Below are 19,487 nucleotides of genomic sequence, written 5' to 3'. Positions count from 1 at the left end.
CCCCGCCTAGGCGGGGTTTTTTGTTTGAAGTGGGCGTTACTGGGTAGTGCGCTGGTTTTCCAGGACTTCCAGTTCGCTGCGGTACTGCTGGGCCAGGTGCTCTTCGTGGAACATGCCGACCAGTTGGCCCTGTTGATACACGTCCCAGATACGCACGCCAGCGGCCAGGCCTTCGTGGGACATTTTCGATTCGTCGCGTTCGGTTACTTGAACTGTCATCGTCAAACTCCACTGCTTGATGGGCTGCGGCACTGTGTCGCAGGCCTTCTTTATAGAATTTGTTAGCAGGCTAAGTAAATTAAACGGCGATGAAACAAGTTTCATCCAATGGCCTCATCGCGGGGCAAGTCGCATCGGCGCACCGCCACTCCCACGCGCCATGTGGTCTCGTGGGAGCGGGCTTGCCCCGCGATGAAGTCACATGAGTCGCCCAGGCAAAAAGAAGCCCCGCACAAGGCGGGGCTCCGGGTATTGCGTGCAATGCAGGTCAGTTACCCTTGACCGCCTTGCCATCGACCGTACCGTCCTGCAGCACGATCACGTACTCCTTGCCGTCGGTCTCGACCTGGCGCAGTTGTACCAGCAGGTAGTCCCAGTTCTTGGCGAACCACAGCTCGGTGATGCGCTTGCTCTGGCTCGGGTCGCGCACGCGCTCGACCTTGATCGCATCGACCTGGCCGGCCTTGGTCGCCACCTTCTCGGTGCCCAGCACGCGGAAGTCGTAGGTGTCGATCTCGTCACCGTCGACCACCTGGTAGGTCATGCTCTTCTTGCCGGCGGCCACGTCATGCTGCAGCGCCAACTGGTAGGACGACTTGTCCAGCACGCCGCGGTTGAGCGGCAGGCTGATCGCGTCGCCACGGTCGCTGCCGGTGACTTTCTTGCCAGTCCAGTCGAAGGTCAGGTCGACCTTCTTCGCCTTGCCCAGGCCACCGCGCTCGAAGTGATACTTCTGCGGCAGCAGGGTGTCGTTGTCGAGCTTGACGGTGCTTTGCTCGGTGAGGCTGGCGATCATCATGGAGGCCTTGAAATTAAGGTCCCAGGTACCGTTGGCGTTCTTGACCAGGCTGCGCTCGGCAGTTCCGCTCATGGGCAGCTGCTTCCAGTCAGCCGTGTAGCTGGCCGCGAAAGGCTTCAGATCAGCTGCCTGGAGGGGCAGGGCGAGCACGGCGAGAGCCAAGAGCAGGGCGCGACGCATAAATTCTCCTAGGATCGAATCAAGTGACCGCTGGCCGCCAGCGGCTGGCCATCCAGTAATGCACCCTGTTCGCCCAGACGCAAGCGTCCTTCGGCGAACCAGCGCACCGCCAGCGGGTAGATCTGGTGTTCCTGCAGGTGCACGCGCTGGGCGAGCGACTGCTCGGTGTCGTCCGTTGCAACCGGAACCACAGCCTGTACGACCAAAGGCCCGCCATCGAGTTCCTCGGTGACGAAGTGCACGCTGCAGCCGTGCTCGGCATCGCCAGCCTCCAGCGCACGCCGGTGGGTGTGCAGGCCTTTATACCTGGGCAACAGTGACGGATGTATGTTGAGCAGGCGGCCCTGGTAGTGACGTACAAAGCCGCCACTGAGAATGCGCATGAAGCCGGCCAGTACCACCAGGTCGGGCTCGAAGCCGTCGATCAGCGCCATCAGCGCCGCATCGAAGGCTTCGCGGCCGTCGAAACCCTGGTGCTCCAGCAGCGCGGTGTCGATACCGGCTGCCTTGGCACGTTCCAGGCCGTAGGCATCGGCGCGGTTGGAAATCACTGCGCGGATGCGTACCGGGCTGTCACTGGCGCTGGTGTTGTCGATCAGCGCTTGCAGGTTGCTGCCGGAGCCCGACAGCAATACCACGACGTTGCAGGTCTTGCTCGGCATCAGTGTGCCTTGAGGTTCTGCAGCTCGACCTGGGCGGCGCCTTCGGCGGCTTCGGCGATGTGGCCGATCACCCAAGGCTGCTCACCGGCGGCGCGCAGTTCGTTCAGGGCGGCTTCGACCTGATCCTGGGCGACACAGATGACCATGCCGACGCCGCAGTTCAGTACGCGGTGCATCTCGTGCTCGTCGACGTTGCCTTTTTCCTGCAGGAAGTCGAACACCGCCGGGCGCTGCCAGCTGGCCACGTCAACCACGGCCTGGGCGTTTTTCGGCAGTACGCGCGGGATGTTGTCCAGCAGGCCGCCACCGGTGATGTGGGCCATGGCCTTGACCGCGCCGGTGTTCTTGATCAGCTGCAGCAGCGGCTTGACGTAGATGCGGGTCGGCGCCATCAGCAGGTCGGTCAGCGGTTTGCCGTCGAGCTGGGTGTTTTCGATGTCGGTGCCGGACACTTCGAGGATCTTGCGGATCAGCGAGTAGCCGTTGGAGTGCGGGCCGGAGGACGGCAGGGCCAGCAGGGCGTCGCCGGTGGCGACTTTCGAGCCGTCGATGATCTCGGCTTTTTCCACCACGCCGACGCAGAAACCGGCCAGGTCGTAGTCTTCGCCTTCGTACATGCCTGGCATTTCGGCGGTTTCACCACCGACCAGCGAGCAGCCGGCCAGTTCGCAACCGGCGCCGATGCCGGTCACCACGGTGGCGGCCACGTCGACGTTGAGCTTGCCAGTGGCGTAGTAGTCGAGGAAGAACAGCGGCTCGGCGCCGCACACCACCAGGTCGTTGACGCACATGGCGACCAGGTCCTGGCCGATGCTGTCGTGCTTGTTCAGGTTCAGGGCCAGGCGCAGCTTGGTGCCGACACCGTCGGTGCCGGAGACCAGCACCGGCTGTTTGTAGCCGGCCGGGATCTCGCAGAGGGCGCCGAAGCCGCCCAGGCCACCCATGACTTCAGGGCGTGCGGTGCGCTTGGCGACGCCCTTGATGCGTTCGACCAGTGCTTCGCCGGCGTCGATGTCTACACCGGCGTCCTTGTAGCTCAGGGAGGGTTGCTTGCTCATTGATCCAGGCCTTTAAGAGGGAGGGATTCTTGGAAAACGACCGGGACGGCCAAGGCCGGCTTCAGAAGCGGCGGCTACCTGTACGTCACTGGTCTGCGAAGGCGCGCGATTTTATCAGGGTTGCCCCGAAGCGGCCATCCTCAGGCCGACGGGCAGGCCGGAAATCTGGGCAAAAAAGCGCTTTCACGGTGCGCGACTGGTTGCCGCGGCGGTGCCTGTATAAGGTATAGGCATCGCGACGGGCACAAAGGGCCGCGGCAGCGGAGCATTTCTCTGCGTTGCGCGGTCACAGCCGGCAGGTCCGGGCTCGTCGCTCGTGGTCATCTGGACAGGAATCCTCAATGCGTCTTTTCAATTACATCGCGGCCGGGTGCCTGGTGCTGGTCGGCGCTGCGGCGCAGGCCGAAACCGTCACCGGGCTGTATCAGGTCCGCGAACCTGTCGAAGGGCAGGGCAGCGATGCCCGCGCCCAGGCTACCAGCAAGGCCCTGGACACCTTGGTGCTGCGCCTGACCGGCGACCCCAAGGCGGCGCAGAGCCCGGCCTTGGCTGCCTTGCGCAAGGATCCCCAGCAAATCATCAACCAGGTCGGCACCGAGGCCGGGCCACCCGAGGCGCTGCTGGTCGAGTTCGACCCCGGCAGCACTGAGCGCGCGCTGCGTCAGGCGGGCTTGGCGCTGTGGGGCAACAATCGGCCGTCGATCCTCGGCTGGTGGCTCTACGACAGTGTCGAGGGCAGCAACCTGGTCGGCGATGGCCAGGCCGCCGCCGAACCGCTGCGCCGTGCCGCCCAGCATCGTGGCTTGCCGCTGCGCCTGCCGCTGGCCGACCTGCAGGAGCAGTTGGTGGCCAACGCCAAGCAGCTCGAGGGCAATGACCCTGCGCCGCTGCGCGAGGCGTCCGAGCGTTACGGCGCCAATGCCTTGCTGGCGGTGCATGCCCATGAGGCCGATGGCAAGTGGCAGGGCAAGTGGCAACTGTGGCTGGGCGACCAGCGCGAGCAGGGTAGCGCCGAGGGTGCCGACCAGGCCGCCCTGGCCGATGCCGTGCTGCTGGCCGTGAGCAACCGCCTGGCGCCGCGCTATGTCACCCGCCCCGGCGCCAGCAGTGACCTGCTGGTGCAGGTGCAGGGCATGAACCTGCAGCGCTATGCCGAATTGAGCCGTGTGCTCGAGCCTTACGGCGCCCGTTTGCAGATGGCCGATGGCGCCACCTTGACCTACGGCGTCACCGGCAACCGCGAGCAGTTGCGGGTACAACTGGGCCTGGCCAAGTTGCAGGAGTTGCCTGCCGAAACCGCGCCGGCACCTGCCGCCCAGGGCGAGCCAGGCACGACACCCCCCACCACTGCAGCCAAGCCGTTCGATGGCTTGCGTTTTCGCTGGTAAGGAAGATTGGACATGATGGATATGCGTCGTTGGATCGGTCTGGGCGCCGCCTTGCTGATCGCCGTGCTGCTGTACCTGCTGCACAACATTCTTTCCCCCTTCCTGGTGGGGATTCTGCTGGCCTACCTGGCCGACCCGCTGGTCGACCGCCTCGAACGGGCCGGGCTGTCGCGGACCTGGGGCGTGGTGGTGGTCTTCAGCCTGTTCACCCTGCTGTTCATGGCCCTGCTGCTGGTGCTGATCCCCATGCTGGCCAAGCAGCTGGTGCGCCTGTACGAGCTGGCGCCGCAGATGCTCGACTGGCTGCAGCATGTGGCCCTGCCTTGGGTGCAGAGCCGCCTGGGCCTGGCCGATGGCTTCTGGAAGTTCGACAAGATCAAGGCCGCCATCGGCGCGCACATGGGCCAGACCACCGACATTGTCGGTGTACTGCTGTCCCAGGCCACCGCGTCGAGCCTGGCCCTGATCGGCTGGCTGGCCAACTTGGTACTGATCCCGGTGGTGGGGTTCTACCTGTTGCGCGACTGGGACCTGATGATGGCCAAGCTGCGCAGCCTGTTGCCACGTCAGCGCGAAGAGCAGGTGGTGGGGTTGGCCGGTGAGTGCCATGAAGTGCTGGGGGCGTTCGTGCGTGGCCAGTTGCTGGTGATGCTCGCCCTGGGCGTCATCTATTCCAGCGGGCTGATGCTGGTGGGCCTGGAGCTGGGCCTGCTGATCGGCATGCTGGCGGGGCTGGCGGCAATCGTCCCGTACATGGGCTTCATCATCGGCATCGGCGCGGCCCTGGTGGCCGGGTTGTTCCAGTTCAGCGGCGATTTGTATCCGATGCTGGGGATTGTCGCGGTGTTCATGGTCGGCCAGGTGCTGGAAGGCATGGTATTGACGCCTTTGCTGGTGGGCGACCGCATCGGTCTGCATCCGGTGGCGGTGATCTTCGCCATCCTCGCCGGTGGTGAGCTGTTCGGCTTCACCGGGGTGCTGCTGGCGCTGCCGGTGGCGGCGGTGATCATGGTGCTGTTGCGGCATGTGCATGACCTGTACAAGGAGTCGAACATGTATGGCGAGGCGATCGACCCGGACCTGTGACCGATCGCGGGGCAAGCCCGCTCCCACGACGCCGACATTGGCGTGGGAGCGGGCTTGCCCCGCGATGTGCTTGAATCCAACGCAACTGCTTGATTTTACTTGTGCTCTTCCCCTGCCGGATTGTGCCGCCCGCGTTGCGGGTATAGACTTTGCACACTCTTCACCAAAGGCCCCCTGTGGTCCCCGCGACCGCCCGCGAGCATGAAACCGATCCAGTTGCCCCTGGGTGTGCGTCTCCGTGATGACGCCACCTTCATCAACTACTATCCGGGCGCCAATGCCGCGGCATTGGGCTACGTCGAGCGGCTATGCGAAGCCGACGCCGGCTGGACCGAGAGCCTCATCTACCTGTGGGGCAAACAGGGCGTTGGCCGTACCCACCTGCTGCAAGCCGCTACCCAGCGTTTCCAGCAGCGGGGCGAACCCGCCGTCTATCTGCCGCTGGCGCAACTGCTGGAGCGCGGCGTCGAGTTGCTTGACCATCTCGAACAATACGAACTGGTGTGCATCGACGACCTGCACGTGATCGCCGGCAAGGCGGATTGGGAAGAGGCCATGTTCCACCTGTTCAACCGCCTGCGCGACAGTGGCCGACGGCTGCTGCTGGCCGCTTCCAGCTCGCCCCGCGAACTGCCGATCAAGCTGGCGGACCTCAAGTCGCGGCTGACCCTGGCACTGATTTTCCAGATGCGCGGCATGTCCGACGAGGACAAGCTGCGCGCCCTGCAACTGCGTGCCTCGCGGCGCGGCCTGCACCTGACCGACGAAGTCGGCCACTTCATCCTCACCCGTGGCACACGCAGCATGAGCGCGCTGTTCGACCTGCTCGAACGCCTCGACCAGGCCTCGTTGCAGGCGCAACGCAAGCTGACCATCCCGTTCCTCAAGGAAACCCTGGGTTGGTGACCCCCTGAAAACACGGGGCTAGAGCGTCAAAACAGAAAAGTCACATGTTTTTCGATAAAATTTGCAAATGGTTCTGATAGAAGGCATAGTTTCCCCCTTCTAAAGGACTACAGACACGGTCGTGCCCATGCTGAAGCGCTTCGCACCCCTCGTGCCACTTGCACTTGCCACCTTTCTGTTTGGTTGCGCCGCTCACGGCCCGGCCACTCAATCCCAGGATCATCGCCTGGCCGCCGAGCAATCGGTAAAGGCCAAGGCTTCCGCTTCTTCCGTATTCACCGAGGAAGAGCTGGCCAGCGAAGATGACCTGAACGCCTTCTCCAGCAACAGCAAGCCCTATCAGCTCCCGGTGCTGGCCGACAGCATCCTCGAGCGTGGCATGGCGCTGATCGGTACCCGTTACCGCTTTGGCGGCACCACCGAACAAGGCTTCGACTGCAGCGGTTTCATTGGTTATCTGTTCCGCGAAGAAGCCGGCATGAACCTGCCGCGCTCGACCCGCGAGATGATCAACGTCGATGCCCCCAAAGTCGCGCGCAACAAGCTCAAGCCAGGCGACCTGCTGTTCTTCAGCACCAATGGTCGCGGCCGCGTCAGCCACGCCGGCATCTACCTGGGCGACAACCAGTTCATCCACTCCAGCAGCCGCCGCAGCGGTGGTGTGCGCATCGACAGCCTTGGCGATCGCTACTGGAGCAAGACCTTCATCGAAGCCAAGCGCGCGCTGGCCATGGCACCGACCACGATCTCGCGCAATTGATTTGATATCAAAATGCTGTACCCTGCCGCGGCGGCGTAGCTGAAAAGCTCGCCGCCGTGCGCATTTACAGAAAGCGTCTAATCTGATTTCTCACCTATTTTCATCTTCGGCCATGGCCGAGGCTTGCCTGACAGGACGTTCGCATCATGGCGATGTTGGCGCGCTTCGCATTTCTCTCCCTGGCGGCATTGCTTGCTGCCTGCTCCAGCCGTGCGCCTGCCCCGGCGCCGGTCAAACAGCCCATGGTCTTCAGCCAGCAACCGGCGGTATCGCCTGCGGCGGAGGACGTGCTGTTCCGTGCGATCGGCCTGGTCGGCACACCCTATCGTTGGGGCGGCAACACCCCTGACTCGGGGTTCGATTGCAGCGGCCTGATCGGCTACGTGTACCGTGATGCTGCGGGCATCAGCCTGCCACGCACCACGCGCGACATGATCGTCATGCGTGCGCCCAGTGTGGACATCAATGCCCTGCAGTCCGGCGATCTTGTGTTCTTTGCCACCAATGGCGGTGCCCAGGTCAGCCATGCCGGTATCTATGTCGGCGAAGGGCGTTTCGTCCATGCGCCGTCTACCGGCGGCACGGTGCGCCTGGACTATCTCTCCAGCAGCTACTGGGCCAAGGCCTATCTGCAGGCCAAGCGGGTGTTGCCACCTGGGCACCTGGCGCAGAATCCCTGATCCCGGCATATCGGCTCGCCGTTTGCTTTATCTACCGCGGATAAATTGAGCCGCTGGTAAAGGATGCGTGCTTCTTCATCGAAAGAGGCACCTCCATGAGCACCATCGAAAACGCGCTGCAGCACAATCTGCATGTGTTGGGCACCGGGCGTGAACTGGCCCGGACGGCCGAAGATTTCCTGCGCGATTATCCAGACCCTTATCAGCTGGCCATCAGCGAGGCGGCCCGCATTCTGCGCGCACGCACGGGCAAGGACTGGGATCCACGAGCGGTCTGGTGGCATCAATTCAGCGGCGCCAGTTCCAGCAGTCGCAGTTTCACCGGTTGGGCGCATAGTGGTCCGCCGGTCAAGTCGATGCGCTTCCCCCAACTGATGGTCGAACGATTCGAGGTGGCGTTCCAGGATGCCTCGGACGAGCTGGACCTGTACGGCGGCTTCTATCGCCAGGGCGGGCATGCTTCCCGCTATGACGAGCATAACCAAGTGCCCTTGCTGGCCCGCGATGTTCAGACGGATTTCTGGGCTTTGGACTTCGCCCAGCTTTTTCGCCAACAGGTGGCCAGTTTCTGGGGCAGGCATCGCGAAAGCTTCCGTGTGTTGGCCAAGGTCAATCTGCTCGCTGAGTGCGCGACAGCAGAAAAGGATGGGCGTTTGAGCGCCGAGGATGCGTCCAGCGTGCGGGGCATGGCGTCGCCGGAACTGGGGGCGCCGGGGCAAGTGCCGACCTTGGCGCAATTGCGCGCTGACGCTCAAACCGTCGACCTGGCTGTCAGCAGTTACCGGCTGGGGGCGCTCCAGCCGGGTCTGCATGCTTTCACTCGGCCGGGTGGCCGGGTTCTGCTGTACCTGCCATGGGCCGACCAGGCGCTGCGTGGCTTTGCGTCCCGGCAGGCCATGGCCGGATGGTTGCGAAGCCAGCTGGGAACGCCTGAAGGCAGGGCGCGCTTCGAGCAGGCCTTGATCTGCGACCCGCACGACAGTGACCTGTCCCTGGCGGTAACCCAGGCGCTGCAGGCATTGGGCGACAGTCAAAGCGATGCCGCCGCACTGGTGCTGCTCGAGCAGGGGCGTATCGAGGTCAGCGATTCGTTCTTCGGCTTCCTCGCCGATCAATCCCATGCCCAGATGCAACGCGTCGCGGCACGCATGGTCGACAACAGCCAACTGCGCAAGGCCATGTGGCGTGGTTACCTCGGCGCTTTCCTCAAGGTATTCGGCGGTTTCGTGCCGCTGGGTTGGCCGATGTCACTGGTGCTGCTTGGCGTCACCCTGTCCAGGGTCGGGCTGGATGTGGATGCGGCGCTTCATGCGCGCAATAGGCTGGAGCGGCGCGCGGCCATGCGGGCGGCGATCCTCGACTCGATCTTCGGGGCGCTGAACATGGTCGATGTGGGGTTCGGCAGTAGCTTGGCCTCGCTCGCCTATCAGGCGCCCTTTCATGAAATTGACGTTTCGTTGGCCGACTGGGAGGTGGCTGAAGCGCCGCAATCGACGCTCGAAGAGCAGGAAGGCAACGAGCTGCTGGAGAACAAGTCGCTGGGCCATGGCCGCTTGCAGGGCATTCGTCTGGGAGGGGATGGCTCGTGCTGGATCGAGTTGGACGGCATGCCCTATCGAGTTCGCTATAGCCCGGAACTGTCCAGCTGGCTGATCGTGGATGCGGACAATCCCTTCGCTTTCGCTCCCTTGCGCCCGGTGCGCTTGGGCCCTGCTGGCGAATGGGAGCTGCTTGCTCCACTCCGGTTGGCCGGTGGCGCCCCGGAAAATGGCCTGGCCAGTGAGTCATCGGCTTTCTGGGATGAATACATGCGCACCGATATAGCACGCAGCAAGGCAATGTCCGAGGCAGCGTTGGCGCGTCAGCGGGCGTTGCTGGAGGACCGTGATTTTTTCGAGCTGGATGAGGGCAGTGACCCACAGCAGGACGAGGAAGGGTTCGACTACGCCGACGACGATGGCGCCCGTATCTATACCTACAAACACGATGGGTTCTACAAGAATCACTTGATCCTGATCTACACGGATGAAGACGGGGCGCAGATCAATCGCTACCTGCGCGAAGGCGTGCGGGAGTTCGACTACGGCGATGAAGTGGAGTACTTGAACAAGCTCGCCGACGAGTTGGAGGGTTTGCCGGAAAGCAACGAAATGCCGTTGTACCGAGGCGGGCATGGATCGCGCAGCACCAGCGGCAGCCACTTTCGCAGCGGGCAGATCAAGGTGGGTGATGTTCTGGTCAACACCGACCTCACGTCCTTCACTGAAAACCCCTACATCGTCCGGCTGTTCGCCGCCGACAACGATCTAAGGGCGAGCAGTGGCCTGGATGGCGTCTTCGACGACAGCTCGGTGGTCTTCGAGCTGCCGGCGGGCAGTTATCAGCACGGTACGCCGGTCAGCGCCTTCTCCACGCATTCCAACGAGGCAGAAACACTGTTCATGCCGGGCTCCTACTTCCGTGTCGACGTCATCAAGGAGATTCGCGGCAGCGATTACCGCTTCGTCAACGTCAAGCTGAGCGAGGTGCCCAAACCTGCGACCGGCCCGGTCTTCGAGTTGCGCACCGGCCTGCCGTTCGACAAGGCCGGCTACACCGTGCGCTTGGGGAGTGCGGAACTGGCAGACCGCTTTTTCCCCGGCTGACGGGCTTCAGGCCTGTTTGAGCAGCAACGCCACGCCGGGGAAGTACTGTCCCAGCTCGTTGTGCAGCTTGCGATAGGCATACGGGAAGTACCAGGCGATCGCGCAGGCGGTGTGCTTCTGCAGGTCGTCGACCAGGTCCTGCAGCTCTTCGGGGCTGGCGTGCTGGCCGGCTTTCCAGGGGGTGACGAACAGCGCGCCGGCCTTGAGCTGGCTGGCATACCCAATGTGCTTGGCCTGGGCGGCGGTTTCCTGCAGCGCCGAGGCCAGGTCGAGGCGGGCGATGCGTGGCCAGCGCTGGCCGGCATGCAGGTGCACAGAGGCTTCGGCGTTGCTGATCGACAGGTCGCAGCGCCCCTCGCGCTCACCCTCGTCACGTTGCTTCTTGCTCTGGTACTGCTGCAGTGCCACCAGCTCGCCTTGCCAGGCCGCTGCCGCGAGCATGCCGACGTTGGCGGCGCTGCCATGCCAGTAGGGCGCGTCAGCGTCACCTTGCAGCTGGTTGAAGCGGTCGATGCAGTCGACCCAGCGCTCCAGCGCCGGGCGCAGGAATTCGAAGTGGGTGTTGTTGATGATCAGGCCTTGCATGCTGGGCGCTCCTTGTCATTGTCATTGAGGTCAGCTAGGTTGATGGCTAAGTGATATCACTGCCATCAGTGTGGCACAAGCCGACGGATCGGCCATTGATCCAGGCCAGATCGGCCCGCGTTCGATTGACGCTCCCGGTGCAACCCTCTAACCTTCGCGGCGTGTTTCAGGTGCCCTGCGAACCGTGGTTTGGCAGGGTGAAACTGGGAAGCCGGTGGGCGCCAGAAGGCGCGATCCCGGCGCTGCCCCCGCAACGGTAAGTGAGTGCAAAACCGCGCAGGGCCACTGGGTGCAAGCACCCGGGAAGGCGCGCAGGCAAGGGCCAGATGCCCGCTCACGAGCCCGGAGACCGGCCTGGAACTGCCAACGGCATCACGGAGGGTGATGCGCAGTGCGATGTGGCCCAGGCCACGGCCCCTGCGTGTTCTCCGTCTGCCCGCCTTTTACCTGTCGCCCGGTTGCGACAGCTGCGGAGAACCCTGATGAGCGAATCCCCCGAACGCGACGAACGCCACCTGGCGCGCATGCAGCGCAAGAAGGCGCTCATCGACGAGCGCATCGCCAACTCCCCCAACGAATGCGGCTTGCTGCTGGTCCTCACCGGCAACGGCAAGGGCAAGAGCAGCTCGGCCTTCGGCATGCTCGCCCGGGCCATGGGGCACGGCATGCAGTGCGGCGTGGTGCAGTTCATCAAGGGCCGCAACAGCACCGGCGAGGAGCTGTTCTTCCGGCGCTTCCCCGAGCAGGTGAGCTACCACGTGATGGGCGAGGGCTTCACCTGGGAAACCCAGGACCGCCAGCGCGACATCGCCGCCGCCGAAGCCGCCTGGGCCGTGTCGCGCCAATTGCTGCAGGACCCATCGATCCAGTTCGTCGTGCTCGATGAGCTGAACATCGCCCTCAAGCATGGCTACCTCGACCTCGACCAGGTGCTCAGCGATATCCAGGCCCGCCCGCCGATGCAGCACGTGATCGTCACTGGCCGTGCGGCCAAGCCCGAGATGGTCGAACTGGCCGATACCGTCACCGAGATGGGCATGCTCAAACATGCGTTCCAGGCTGGTATCCGCGCGCAGAAGGGCGTTGAACTGTGAGTGAAGCACGTCAGTGCCCGGCGGTGCTGATCGCAGCGCCAGCCTCCGGCCAGGGCAAGACCACCGTCACCGCCGCCCTGGCGCGCCTGCACCGCAACCTCGGGCGCAAGGTGCGAGTGTTCAAGTGCGGCCCGGACTTCCTCGACCCGATGATTCTCGAGCGTGCCAGCGGCGCGCCGGTGTACCAGCTGGACCTGTGGATGATCGGTGCCGATGAGAGCCGTCGCCTGCTGTGGGAAGCGGCCGGCGATGCCGACCTGATCCTGATCGAAGGGGTGATGGGGCTGTTCGACGGCACCCCGTCGAGTGCCGACCTTGCGCGCCACTTCGGCGTGCCGGTGCTGGCCGTGATCGACGGCACGGCCATGGCCCAGACCTTCGGCGCCCTGGCCCTGGGCCTGGCGCGCTACCAGCCGGACCTGCCGTTTGCCGGTGTGCTGGCCAACCGCGTAGGCACCTTGCGCCACGCGCAACTGCTCGAAGGCAGCCTGACCGAAGGCCTGCGCTGGTACGGCGGGCTGTCCCGCGAGCGTGGCATCGAGCTGCCCAGCCGCCACCTGGGGCTGGTCCAGGCCAGCGAGCTGAACGACCTGGATGCGCGCCTGGACGCCGCCGCCGAAGCACTCGCCGCCAGTTGCGATGCGGCGTTGCCGCCAGCGGTGAGTTTTGCCGCGCCAGCGCCTGCCGCGCTTTCGACTTCGCTCAAGGGGGTACGCATCGGCGTGGCCCGCGACGAAGCCTTCGCCTTCACCTACGGCGCCAACCTGGAGCTGCTGCGCAACCTTGGCGCGCACCTCGAGTTCTTCTCGCCGCTGCATGACCGCGAATTGCCTGCCGTGGATAGCCTGTACCTGCCCGGCGGCTACCCGGAGCTTCACCACCACGCACTGGCCGCCAACGCGCCGATGCTGGAGGCGATCCGCGCCCACCACGCCCAGGACAAGCCGTTGCTGGCCGAATGCGGCGGCATGCTTTACCTGCTCGATGCCCTGACCGACGTGGCCGGCGAACGCGCCGCGCTGCTCGGCCTGCTGCCGGGCGAGGCGACCATGCAGAAGCGCCTGGCCGCCCTGGCCTTGCAGGCGGTCGAACTGCCCGAAGGCACCCTGCGCGGGCACACCTACCACCACTCGCTGACCAGCACCACGCTGGAACCGATCGCCCGCGGCCTGAGCCCCAACGGCGGCCGTGGCAACGAAGCGGTGTACCGCCAGGGCCGGCTGACCGCCTCCTACGTGCATTTCTACTTCCCCTCCAACCCCGACGCGGCGGCGGCGCTGCTGCGACCATGAGCGAGCACGCCTACAGCGACGCCGAGCGCGCAGCCGTCTACCGGGCCATCGGTGAGCGCCGCGACATGCGCCATTTCGCCGGTGGCGAGGTGGCGCCTGAGCTGCTCGGGCGCCTGCTGGCCGCCGCGCACCAGGCGCCGAGCGTCGGCCTGATGCAGCCGTGGCGTTTCATCCGCATCACCCGAACCGAGCTGCGCACGCGCATCCAGGCGCTGGTGGAGGACGAGCGGGTACGCACCGCCGACGCCTTGAACGAGCGCTCCGATGAATTCATGAAGCTCAAGGTCGAGGGCATCAACGACTGCGCCGAACTGTGGGTGGCGGCGTTGATGGACAACCGCGAGCCGCACATCTTCGGCCGCCGCACCCTGCCGGAAATGGACCTGGCTTCGCTGGCCTGTGCCATCCAGAACCTCTGGCTGGCGGCGCGTGCCGAGGGCCTGGGCATGGGCTGGGTGTCGCTGTTCGAGCCACAGGCCCTGGCCGAGCTGCTGGGCATGCCCGCCGGGGCCAAACCGGTGGCGGTGCTGTGCCTGGGCCCGGTGACCGAGTTCTACCCGGCGCCGATGCTGGTGCTGGAAAACTGGGCCGAACAACGGCCCCTGAGCGAAATGCTGTACGAGAACCATTGGGGAGACCGGCCATGAGCGTGGCCTTGCTGACTGTCGCGGGCGTGGCCCTGGACGCCTTGCTCGGCGAGCCGCAACGCCGGCACCCGTTGGTGGGCTTCGGCAACCTGGCGGCGAACCTGGAGCGGCGCCTGAATGCCGGTGGCCGTGGCTGGCGCAGCCATGGTGTCAGCGCCTGGTTCCTTGCCGTGGTGCCCCTGACCCTGCTGGCGCTGATGCTGTCCTGGCTGCCGTACGTTGGCTGGCTCGTCGATGTGCTGGCGCTGTACTGCGCGCTGGGCTTGCGCAGCCTCGGCGAGCATGTGCTGCCGGTGGCCCAGGCCCTGCGCCAGGGTGACCTGGACGAAGCGCGGCGCCGGGTTGGTTACCTGGTCAGCCGCGAAACCCGCGAGCTGGACGAGCCCGCCGTCGCCCGCGCAGCCACCGAATCCGTGCTGGAGAACGGCAGCGATGCCGTGTTCGCCGCGCTGTTCTGGTTTGCCGTGGCCGGTGCGCCGGGGGTGGTGCTGTATCGCCTGAGCAATACCCTCGATGCCATGTGGGGGTATCGCAACGAACGCTTCGAACGCTTTGGCTGGTGCGCGGCGCGCATCGACGACGTGCTCAACTACATTCCCGCGCGCCTGGTGGCGCTGACCTACGCCGTGCTCGGCAAGACCCGCCTGGCGCTGCGCTGCTGGCGCCAGCAGGGGCCGCTGTGGGACAGCCCCAACGCCGGCCCGGTGATGGCCGCCGGCGCTGGTGCGCTGGGTGTGGAGCTCGGAGGGCCTGCGGTGTACCACGGCGAGCTGCACGAGCGGCCGCGCCTGGGCGAGGGGCCGATGGCCGACGCCGGCGCCATCGAGCGCGGCTGGAGCCTGGTGCAACGCGGGGTGTGGCTATGGTTGCTGGTGATCTGCCTGGGGAGTTACCTGAATGCTTGAGCACGGTGGCCGCCTGCTGCGGGCGGTGGCGCAATACGCAATTGCCCGCGAGCGTTGGCTCGACCTGTCCAGCGGCATCGCGCCCTGGCCCTATGCCGTGCCGTCGATTCCCCAGGAGGCCTGGGCGCGACTGCCGGAAACCGAAGACGGCCTGGAGCAGGCGGCGCGGACCTACTATCACGCCGATCTGTTGCTGGCCGTGGCCGGTTCCCAGGCGGCGATCCAGGCCCTGCCGCAGCTGCGCGCGCCTGGCCGGGTCGGGGTGTTGACACCCTGTTATGCCGAACATCCACACGCCTGGCAGCGTGCCGGGCACAGGCTGGTCGAACTGGCTGACGAGCAGGTCGATGAGGCCATCGACAGCCTCGACGTGCTGGTGCTGGTCAACCCCAACAACCCCACCGGCAGGCTGATCCCCCGTGAGCGTCTGCTGGCCTGGCATGCCCGGCTGGCAGAGCGCGGCGGCTGGCTGGTGGTCGACGAAGCGTTCATCGACAACACTCCGGGGCTCAGCCTGTGCGGCCATGTCGTCGATAGGCCTGGGCTGATCGTGTTGCGCTCGTTCGGCAAGTTCTTCGGCCTGGCGGGGGTGCGGTTGGGCTTCGTGATGGCGCAGCCGGCACTGCTGCAGGCGCTGGCCGAGCTGCTGGGGCCGTGGACGGTGAGCGGCCCGACCCGAGTGCTGGGCAAGGTGTGCCTGGCCGATGAACTGGCCCACCTGATGCAGATCGACCGCTGCGCCAAGGCCCGCGCGCGGCTGGTGGCGCTGCTCGGCGAAGCCGGCCTGGCGCCGACGGGGGGCTGCGACCTGTTCCAGTACGTGGCCACCGAGCGTGCTGCGCAATTACATGAATTCCTCGCCCGGCGCGGCATCCTCGTGCGCCTGTTCGAGCAACCGGCGGCGCTGCGCTTCGGCCTGCCGGCCAATGCGGCGCAGGAGCAGCGCCTGCGCGCGGCGCTACTGGATTATCAAAAGGAATCGGCATGACCACCCTGATGGTGCAAGGCACCACTTCCGATGCCGGCAAAAGCACGCTGGTCACCGCCCTGTGCCGCTGGCTGCTGCGCCAAGGCGTTGCCGTGGTGCCGTTCAAACCGCAGAACATGGCGCTCAATAGCGCAGTGACCGCCGACGGTGGCGAAATCGGCCGCGCCCAGGCGGTGCAGGCCCAAGCCTGCCGGCTGGCGCCGCACACCGACATGAACCCGGTGCTGCTCAAGCCCAACAGCGACACCGGTGCCCAGGTAATCATCCATGGGCGTGCTGTCACCAGCATGAACGCCGTGGCTTACCATGGCTATAAAGCCATTGCCATGCAGGCGGTGCTGGCCTCCCATGAGCGGCTTGAACAGGCCTATCACGTGGTGATGGTCGAAGGCGCAGGCTCGCCTGCCGAGATCAACCTGCGCGCCGGCGACATCGCCAACATGGGCTTTGCCGAAGCGGTCGACTGCCCGGTGATCCTGGTGGCCGATATCAACCGTGGCGGGGTGTTCGCTCACCTGGTGGGCACCCTGGAACTGCTCTCGCCGAGCGAGCAGGCGCGGGTCAAAGGCTTCGTCATCAACCGCTTCCGTGGCGATATCGCCTTGCTGCAACCGGGCCTGGACTGGCTGGAGCAGCGCACCGGCAAGCCGGTGCTTGGCGTGTTGCCCTTCGTCACCGACCTGCACCTGGAGGCCGAGGACGGCATCGACGTGCGCCAGGCGGCCAAGGGCGAACGGCTGCTCAAGGTGATAGTCCCGGTGCTGCCGCGCATCAGCAACCACACCGATTTCGACCCGCTGCGCCTGCACCCGCAGGTCGACCTGCAATTCATCGGCCCGGGCCAGCCGATCCCGCCCGCCGACCTGATCATCCTGCCCGGCTCCAAGAGCGTGCGCGGCGACCTCGCGCAGTTGCGCGCGCGTGGCTGGGACACGGCCATCGCCCGGCACTTGCGCTACGGCGGCAAGCTGATCGGCATTTGCGGAGGTTTGCAGATGCTGGGCCGCGAAGTGCACGACCCGCTCGGGCTGGAAGGCCCGGCCGGCGCCAGTGCCGGGCTTGGCCTGCTGGACTACGAGACGGTGCTTGAGGCCGAGAAGCAACTGCGCAACGTCAGCGGCACACTGGCGTTGGAGCAGTCACCGATAGCGGGCTACGAAATTCATGCCGGTGTCACCCGTGGCCCGGCCCTGGAGTATCCGGCCGTACAGTTGCAAGACGGCCGCAGCGACGGTGCCATCAGCGCCGACGGGCAGATTCTCGCCACCTATCTGCACGGCCTGTTCGAAGGCAGCCAATCGTGCGCGGCACTGCTGCGTTGGGCCGGGCTCGCCGATGTGCAGGCCATCGACTACGAGGCCCTGCGCGAGCGCGATATCGAGCGCCTGGCCGACCTGGTCGAGCAGCACCTGGACACCGCGCACCTGCGCCAGCTGTGTGGAATCACTGCCCATGCGTAACCTGATCCTCGGCGGCGCCCGCTCGGGCAAGAGCCGCCTGGCCGAGCAACTGGCCAGCAGCAGCGGCCTGCCGGTGACCTACATCGCCACCAGCGAGCCGTTGGATGGCGAGATGAACGAACGGGTACGCCTGCACCGCGAACGCCGCCCGGCCGACTGGGGGCTGATCGAAGAGCCCCTGGCCCTGGCCAAGGTGCTGTGTGCCGAAGCCGGAGCAGGGCGTTGCCTGCTGGTGGACTGCCTGACGCTGTGGCTGACCAACCTGCTGATGCTCGACGACGAGCAACGCCTGGTGCAGGAGCGCGATGCGCTGCTGGCGTGCCTTGAGCAGTTGCCGGGCACGATCATCCTGGTCAGCAACGAAACCGGCCTGGGCGTGGTGCCCATGGGCGAACTGACCCGTCGCTATGTCGACCACGCAGGGCTGTTGCACCAGGCCGTGGCCGAGCGCTGCCAGCGCGTGGTACTGACCGTGGCCGGACTCCCTCTCATGCTCAAAGGACCCGCTCTATGACCCAGATGTGGTGGCGTGATGCCTGCCAAACCCTCGACACCGCCGCCATGGACCAGGCCCGCGCCCGTCAGCAGCAACTGACCAAGCCCGCCGGTTCCCTCGGCCAGCTCGAAGGCCTGGCGATCCACCTGGCCGCCTTGCAGGGGCGCGAGCGGCCCAGCGTGGACAAGGTCGCGATCAGCATTTTCGCCGGCGACCACGGTGTGGTGGAGGAGGGCATCTCCGCCTACCCGCAAGCGGTGACCGGGCAGATGCTGCGCAACTTCGTCGGCGGCGGCGCGGCAATCAGCGTGCTGGCCCGCCAGCTGGACGCACGCCTTGAGGTGGTCGACCTCGGCACCATCGATCCATCCCTGGAGCTGCCCGGCGTGCATCACCTGCGCCTGGGCGCGGGCACGGCCAACTTCGCCCGCCAGCCGGCGATGAGCGAGACCCAGCTGGCCGCAGCCCTGCAGGCCGGTCGCGACAGCGCCCTGCGTGCAGTCGAGGACGGCGCCCAGCTGTTCATCGGCGGCGAGATGGGCATTGGCAACACCACGGCGGCCGCGGCCCTGGCCAGCACCTTGCTGAGCTGCCCGGCGCGTGAACTGAGCGGGCCGGGCACTGGCCTGGACAGCGCCGGTGTGCGGCACAAGGCCGAGGTGATCGAGGCGGCGCTGGTGCTGCACGGGTTGCGCGCCGACCAACCGCTGCAGGCCCTGGCCTGTGTCGGTGGTTTCGAGATCGCCGCGCTGGCCGGCGCTTACCTGGCCTGTGCCCAGCACGGCGTGGCGGTGTTGGTCGATGGCTTCATCTGCAGCGTCGCCGCCCTGGTGGCGGTGCGCTTGAACCCGCTGTGCCGCCCTTGGCTGCTGTTCGCCCACCAGGGCGCCGAGCCGGGCCACAAGACACTGCTGGCCGCGTTGCAGGCCGAGCCACTGCTGGCCCTGGGCCTGCGCCTGGGTGAAGGCAGCGGTGCGGCGCTGGCTGTGCCGCTGTTGCGCCTGGCCTGTGCCCTGCACGGGCAAATGGCGACCTTCGCCGAGGCTGCGGTGGCGGATCGCCCGGCATGATCCTCGACCTGCTGCGCCACGGCGAGACCGAACTGGGTGGCGGCCTGCGCGGCAGCCTGGACGATGCACTGACCGCCACCGGCTGGGCGCAGATGCGTCAGGCCGTGGCCCAGGCTGGCCCATGGGACATCGTGGTCAGCTCACCGCTGCAACGCTGCGCGCTGTTCGCCGACGAGCTGGGTGCGCGGCTGGGCTTGCCGGTGCAGCGCGAGGCGGATGTGCGCGAGCTGCACTTTGGCGACTGGGAAGGGCGCAGCGCGGCGCAGATCATGCTGACCGAAGCCGATGCCCTGGGCCTGTTCTGGAACGACCCCTACGCCTTCACGCCGCCGGCCGGCGAGCCGGTGCTGGCGTTTGCCGGGCGGGTTGTGGCAGCGGTCGAGCGCCTGGCCCGCGAGCATGCCGGCAAGCGCGTGCTGCTGGTCACCCACGGCGGGGTGATGCGCCTGTTGCTGGCCAGGGCGCGTGGTTTGCCTCGTGAGCAGCTGCTGCAAGTCGAAGTTGGCCATGGCGCGTTGATGCGCCTTGAGGTCAGCCTTGACGGCCATCTGAGCGAGGTTGGCTGAG

At 66.0% G+C, this 19,487-nt stretch carries 20 protein-coding genes and 1 riboswitch; of the genes, 15 read left to right on the top strand and 5 right to left on the bottom strand.

The window, feature by feature from the left end; translation table 11 throughout:
* Positions 1 to 36: 36 nt before the first annotated feature.
* The 4 genes from F6X61_RS01140 to purM all read right to left on the bottom strand — a co-directional run bounded on the left by F6X61_RS01140 (position 37) and on the right by purM (position 2,918).
* On the bottom strand, positions 37 to 219 hold the full coding sequence (locus tag F6X61_RS01140) for a hypothetical protein (protein WP_153785010.1): 183 nt from the start codon (positions 217 to 219) through the stop codon (positions 37 to 39).
* A gap of 268 nt (positions 220 to 487) precedes the next feature.
* On the bottom strand, positions 488 to 1,198 hold the full coding sequence (locus F6X61_RS01135; protein ID WP_153785009.1) for a DUF3108 domain-containing protein: 711 nt from the start codon (positions 1,196 to 1,198) through the stop codon (positions 488 to 490).
* Positions 1,199 to 1,206: 8 nt separating this feature from the next.
* Positions 1,207 to 1,860 (bottom strand): phosphoribosylglycinamide formyltransferase, encoded by a 654-nt coding sequence (gene purN / locus F6X61_RS01130; RefSeq protein WP_153785008.1) that lies wholly within the window; start codon positions 1,858 to 1,860, stop codon positions 1,207 to 1,209.
* Positions 1,860 to 2,918, bottom strand: a complete 1,059-nt coding sequence (gene purM, locus F6X61_RS01125; RefSeq protein ID WP_110993032.1) for a phosphoribosylformylglycinamidine cyclo-ligase — start codon at positions 2,916 to 2,918, stop codon at positions 1,860 to 1,862. Before purM ends, purN begins: the two co-directional genes overlap by 1 nt.
* A 341-nt stretch (positions 2,919 to 3,259) precedes the next feature.
* On the opposite strand from purM, the gene F6X61_RS01120 reads away from it, so the two are divergent.
* The 6 genes from F6X61_RS01120 to F6X61_RS01095 all read left to right on the top strand — a co-directional run bounded on the left by F6X61_RS01120 (position 3,260) and on the right by F6X61_RS01095 (position 10,383).
* Positions 3,260 to 4,306, top strand: coding sequence for a DUF2066 domain-containing protein (locus F6X61_RS01120; RefSeq protein WP_153785007.1), 1,047 nt, complete (start codon positions 3,260 to 3,262; stop codon positions 4,304 to 4,306).
* 12 nt (positions 4,307 to 4,318) lie between these two features.
* On the top strand, positions 4,319 to 5,392 hold the full coding sequence (locus F6X61_RS01115) for an AI-2E family transporter (RefSeq protein WP_153785006.1): 1,074 nt from the start codon (positions 4,319 to 4,321) through the stop codon (positions 5,390 to 5,392).
* 201 nt (positions 5,393 to 5,593) lie between these two features.
* Positions 5,594 to 6,298, top strand: coding sequence for a DnaA regulatory inactivator Hda (gene hda, locus F6X61_RS01110; protein WP_110993035.1), 705 nt, complete (start codon positions 5,594 to 5,596; stop codon positions 6,296 to 6,298).
* Positions 6,299 to 6,425: 127 nt separating this feature from the next.
* Positions 6,426 to 7,058, top strand: a complete 633-nt coding sequence (locus F6X61_RS01105; protein ID WP_153785005.1) for a C40 family peptidase — start codon at positions 6,426 to 6,428, stop codon at positions 7,056 to 7,058.
* Between the two features lie 146 nt (positions 7,059 to 7,204).
* The gene (locus F6X61_RS01100) at positions 7,205 to 7,738 is read left to right on the top strand and encodes a C40 family peptidase (protein ID WP_153785004.1); all 534 of its coding nucleotides are present in this window, start codon (positions 7,205 to 7,207) and stop codon (positions 7,736 to 7,738) included.
* A gap of 95 nt (positions 7,739 to 7,833) precedes the next feature.
* Positions 7,834 to 10,383 carry a dermonecrotic toxin domain-containing protein gene (locus tag F6X61_RS01095; RefSeq protein ID WP_153785003.1) on the top strand — a complete coding sequence of 850 codons (2,550 nt, stop codon included), beginning with the start codon at positions 7,834 to 7,836 and terminating at the stop codon, positions 10,381 to 10,383.
* Positions 10,384 to 10,389: 6 nt separating this feature from the next.
* Here F6X61_RS01095 and F6X61_RS01090 read toward each other — a convergent pair whose 3' ends face one another.
* On the bottom strand, positions 10,390 to 10,968 hold the full coding sequence (locus F6X61_RS01090) for a hypothetical protein (RefSeq protein ID WP_153785002.1): 579 nt from the start codon (positions 10,966 to 10,968) through the stop codon (positions 10,390 to 10,392).
* A gap of 151 nt (positions 10,969 to 11,119) precedes the next feature.
* A riboswitch (cobalamin riboswitch) is annotated at positions 11,120 to 11,341 on the top strand.
* Positions 11,342 to 11,450: 109 nt separating this feature from the next.
* Here F6X61_RS01090 and cobO point away from each other — a divergent pair.
* Genes cobO through cobC form a run of 9 tightly spaced genes read left to right on the top strand, consistent with a single transcriptional unit; the run spans position 11,451 to position 19,486 of the window.
* The gene (gene cobO / locus F6X61_RS01085) at positions 11,451 to 12,062 is read left to right on the top strand and encodes a cob(I)yrinic acid a,c-diamide adenosyltransferase (RefSeq protein ID WP_153785001.1); all 612 of its coding nucleotides are present in this window, start codon (positions 11,451 to 11,453) and stop codon (positions 12,060 to 12,062) included.
* A complete protein-coding gene (locus F6X61_RS01080) occupies positions 12,059 to 13,354 on the top strand; it encodes a cobyrinate a,c-diamide synthase (RefSeq protein ID WP_153785000.1) in 1,296 nt (431 codons plus the stop codon). Before cobO ends, F6X61_RS01080 begins: the two co-directional genes overlap by 4 nt.
* Positions 13,351 to 14,001 (top strand): 5,6-dimethylbenzimidazole synthase, encoded by a 651-nt coding sequence (gene bluB / locus F6X61_RS01075; protein WP_153784999.1) that lies wholly within the window; start codon positions 13,351 to 13,353, stop codon positions 13,999 to 14,001. Before F6X61_RS01080 ends, bluB begins: the two co-directional genes overlap by 4 nt.
* Complete coding sequence (cbiB, locus tag F6X61_RS01070) at positions 13,998 to 14,906, top strand: adenosylcobinamide-phosphate synthase CbiB (RefSeq protein ID WP_153784998.1); 909 nt, start codon at positions 13,998 to 14,000, stop codon at positions 14,904 to 14,906. The genes bluB and cbiB overlap by 4 nt, the downstream gene beginning before the upstream one ends.
* On the top strand, positions 14,899 to 15,894 hold the full coding sequence (gene cobD, locus F6X61_RS01065; protein ID WP_153784997.1) for a threonine-phosphate decarboxylase CobD: 996 nt from the start codon (positions 14,899 to 14,901) through the stop codon (positions 15,892 to 15,894). The genes cbiB and cobD overlap by 8 nt, the downstream gene beginning before the upstream one ends.
* The gene (locus tag F6X61_RS01060) at positions 15,891 to 17,354 is read left to right on the top strand and encodes a cobyric acid synthase (RefSeq protein WP_153784996.1); all 1,464 of its coding nucleotides are present in this window, start codon (positions 15,891 to 15,893) and stop codon (positions 17,352 to 17,354) included. Before cobD ends, F6X61_RS01060 begins: the two co-directional genes overlap by 4 nt.
* Positions 17,347 to 17,868 carry a bifunctional adenosylcobinamide kinase/adenosylcobinamide-phosphate guanylyltransferase gene (gene cobU / locus F6X61_RS01055; RefSeq protein ID WP_153784995.1) on the top strand — a complete coding sequence of 174 codons (522 nt, stop codon included), beginning with the start codon at positions 17,347 to 17,349 and terminating at the stop codon, positions 17,866 to 17,868. Before F6X61_RS01060 ends, cobU begins: the two co-directional genes overlap by 8 nt.
* The gene (cobT, locus tag F6X61_RS01050; RefSeq protein ID WP_153784994.1) at positions 17,865 to 18,920 is read left to right on the top strand and encodes a nicotinate-nucleotide--dimethylbenzimidazole phosphoribosyltransferase; all 1,056 of its coding nucleotides are present in this window, start codon (positions 17,865 to 17,867) and stop codon (positions 18,918 to 18,920) included. Before cobU ends, cobT begins: the two co-directional genes overlap by 4 nt.
* Positions 18,917 to 19,486, top strand: a complete 570-nt coding sequence (gene cobC / locus F6X61_RS01045; protein ID WP_153784993.1) for an alpha-ribazole phosphatase family protein — start codon at positions 18,917 to 18,919, stop codon at positions 19,484 to 19,486. Before cobT ends, cobC begins: the two co-directional genes overlap by 4 nt.
* Position 19,487: the final 1 nt, after the last annotated feature.

Source organism: Pseudomonas sp. EMN2 (assembly GCF_009650555.1).
In the GTDB taxonomy this organism is placed as follows: Bacteria; Pseudomonadota; Gammaproteobacteria; order Pseudomonadales; family Pseudomonadaceae; genus Aquipseudomonas; species Aquipseudomonas sichuanensis.
Note: the sequence above shows the minus strand (reverse complement) of the source record. Positions and strands in the feature narration are given on the sequence as shown.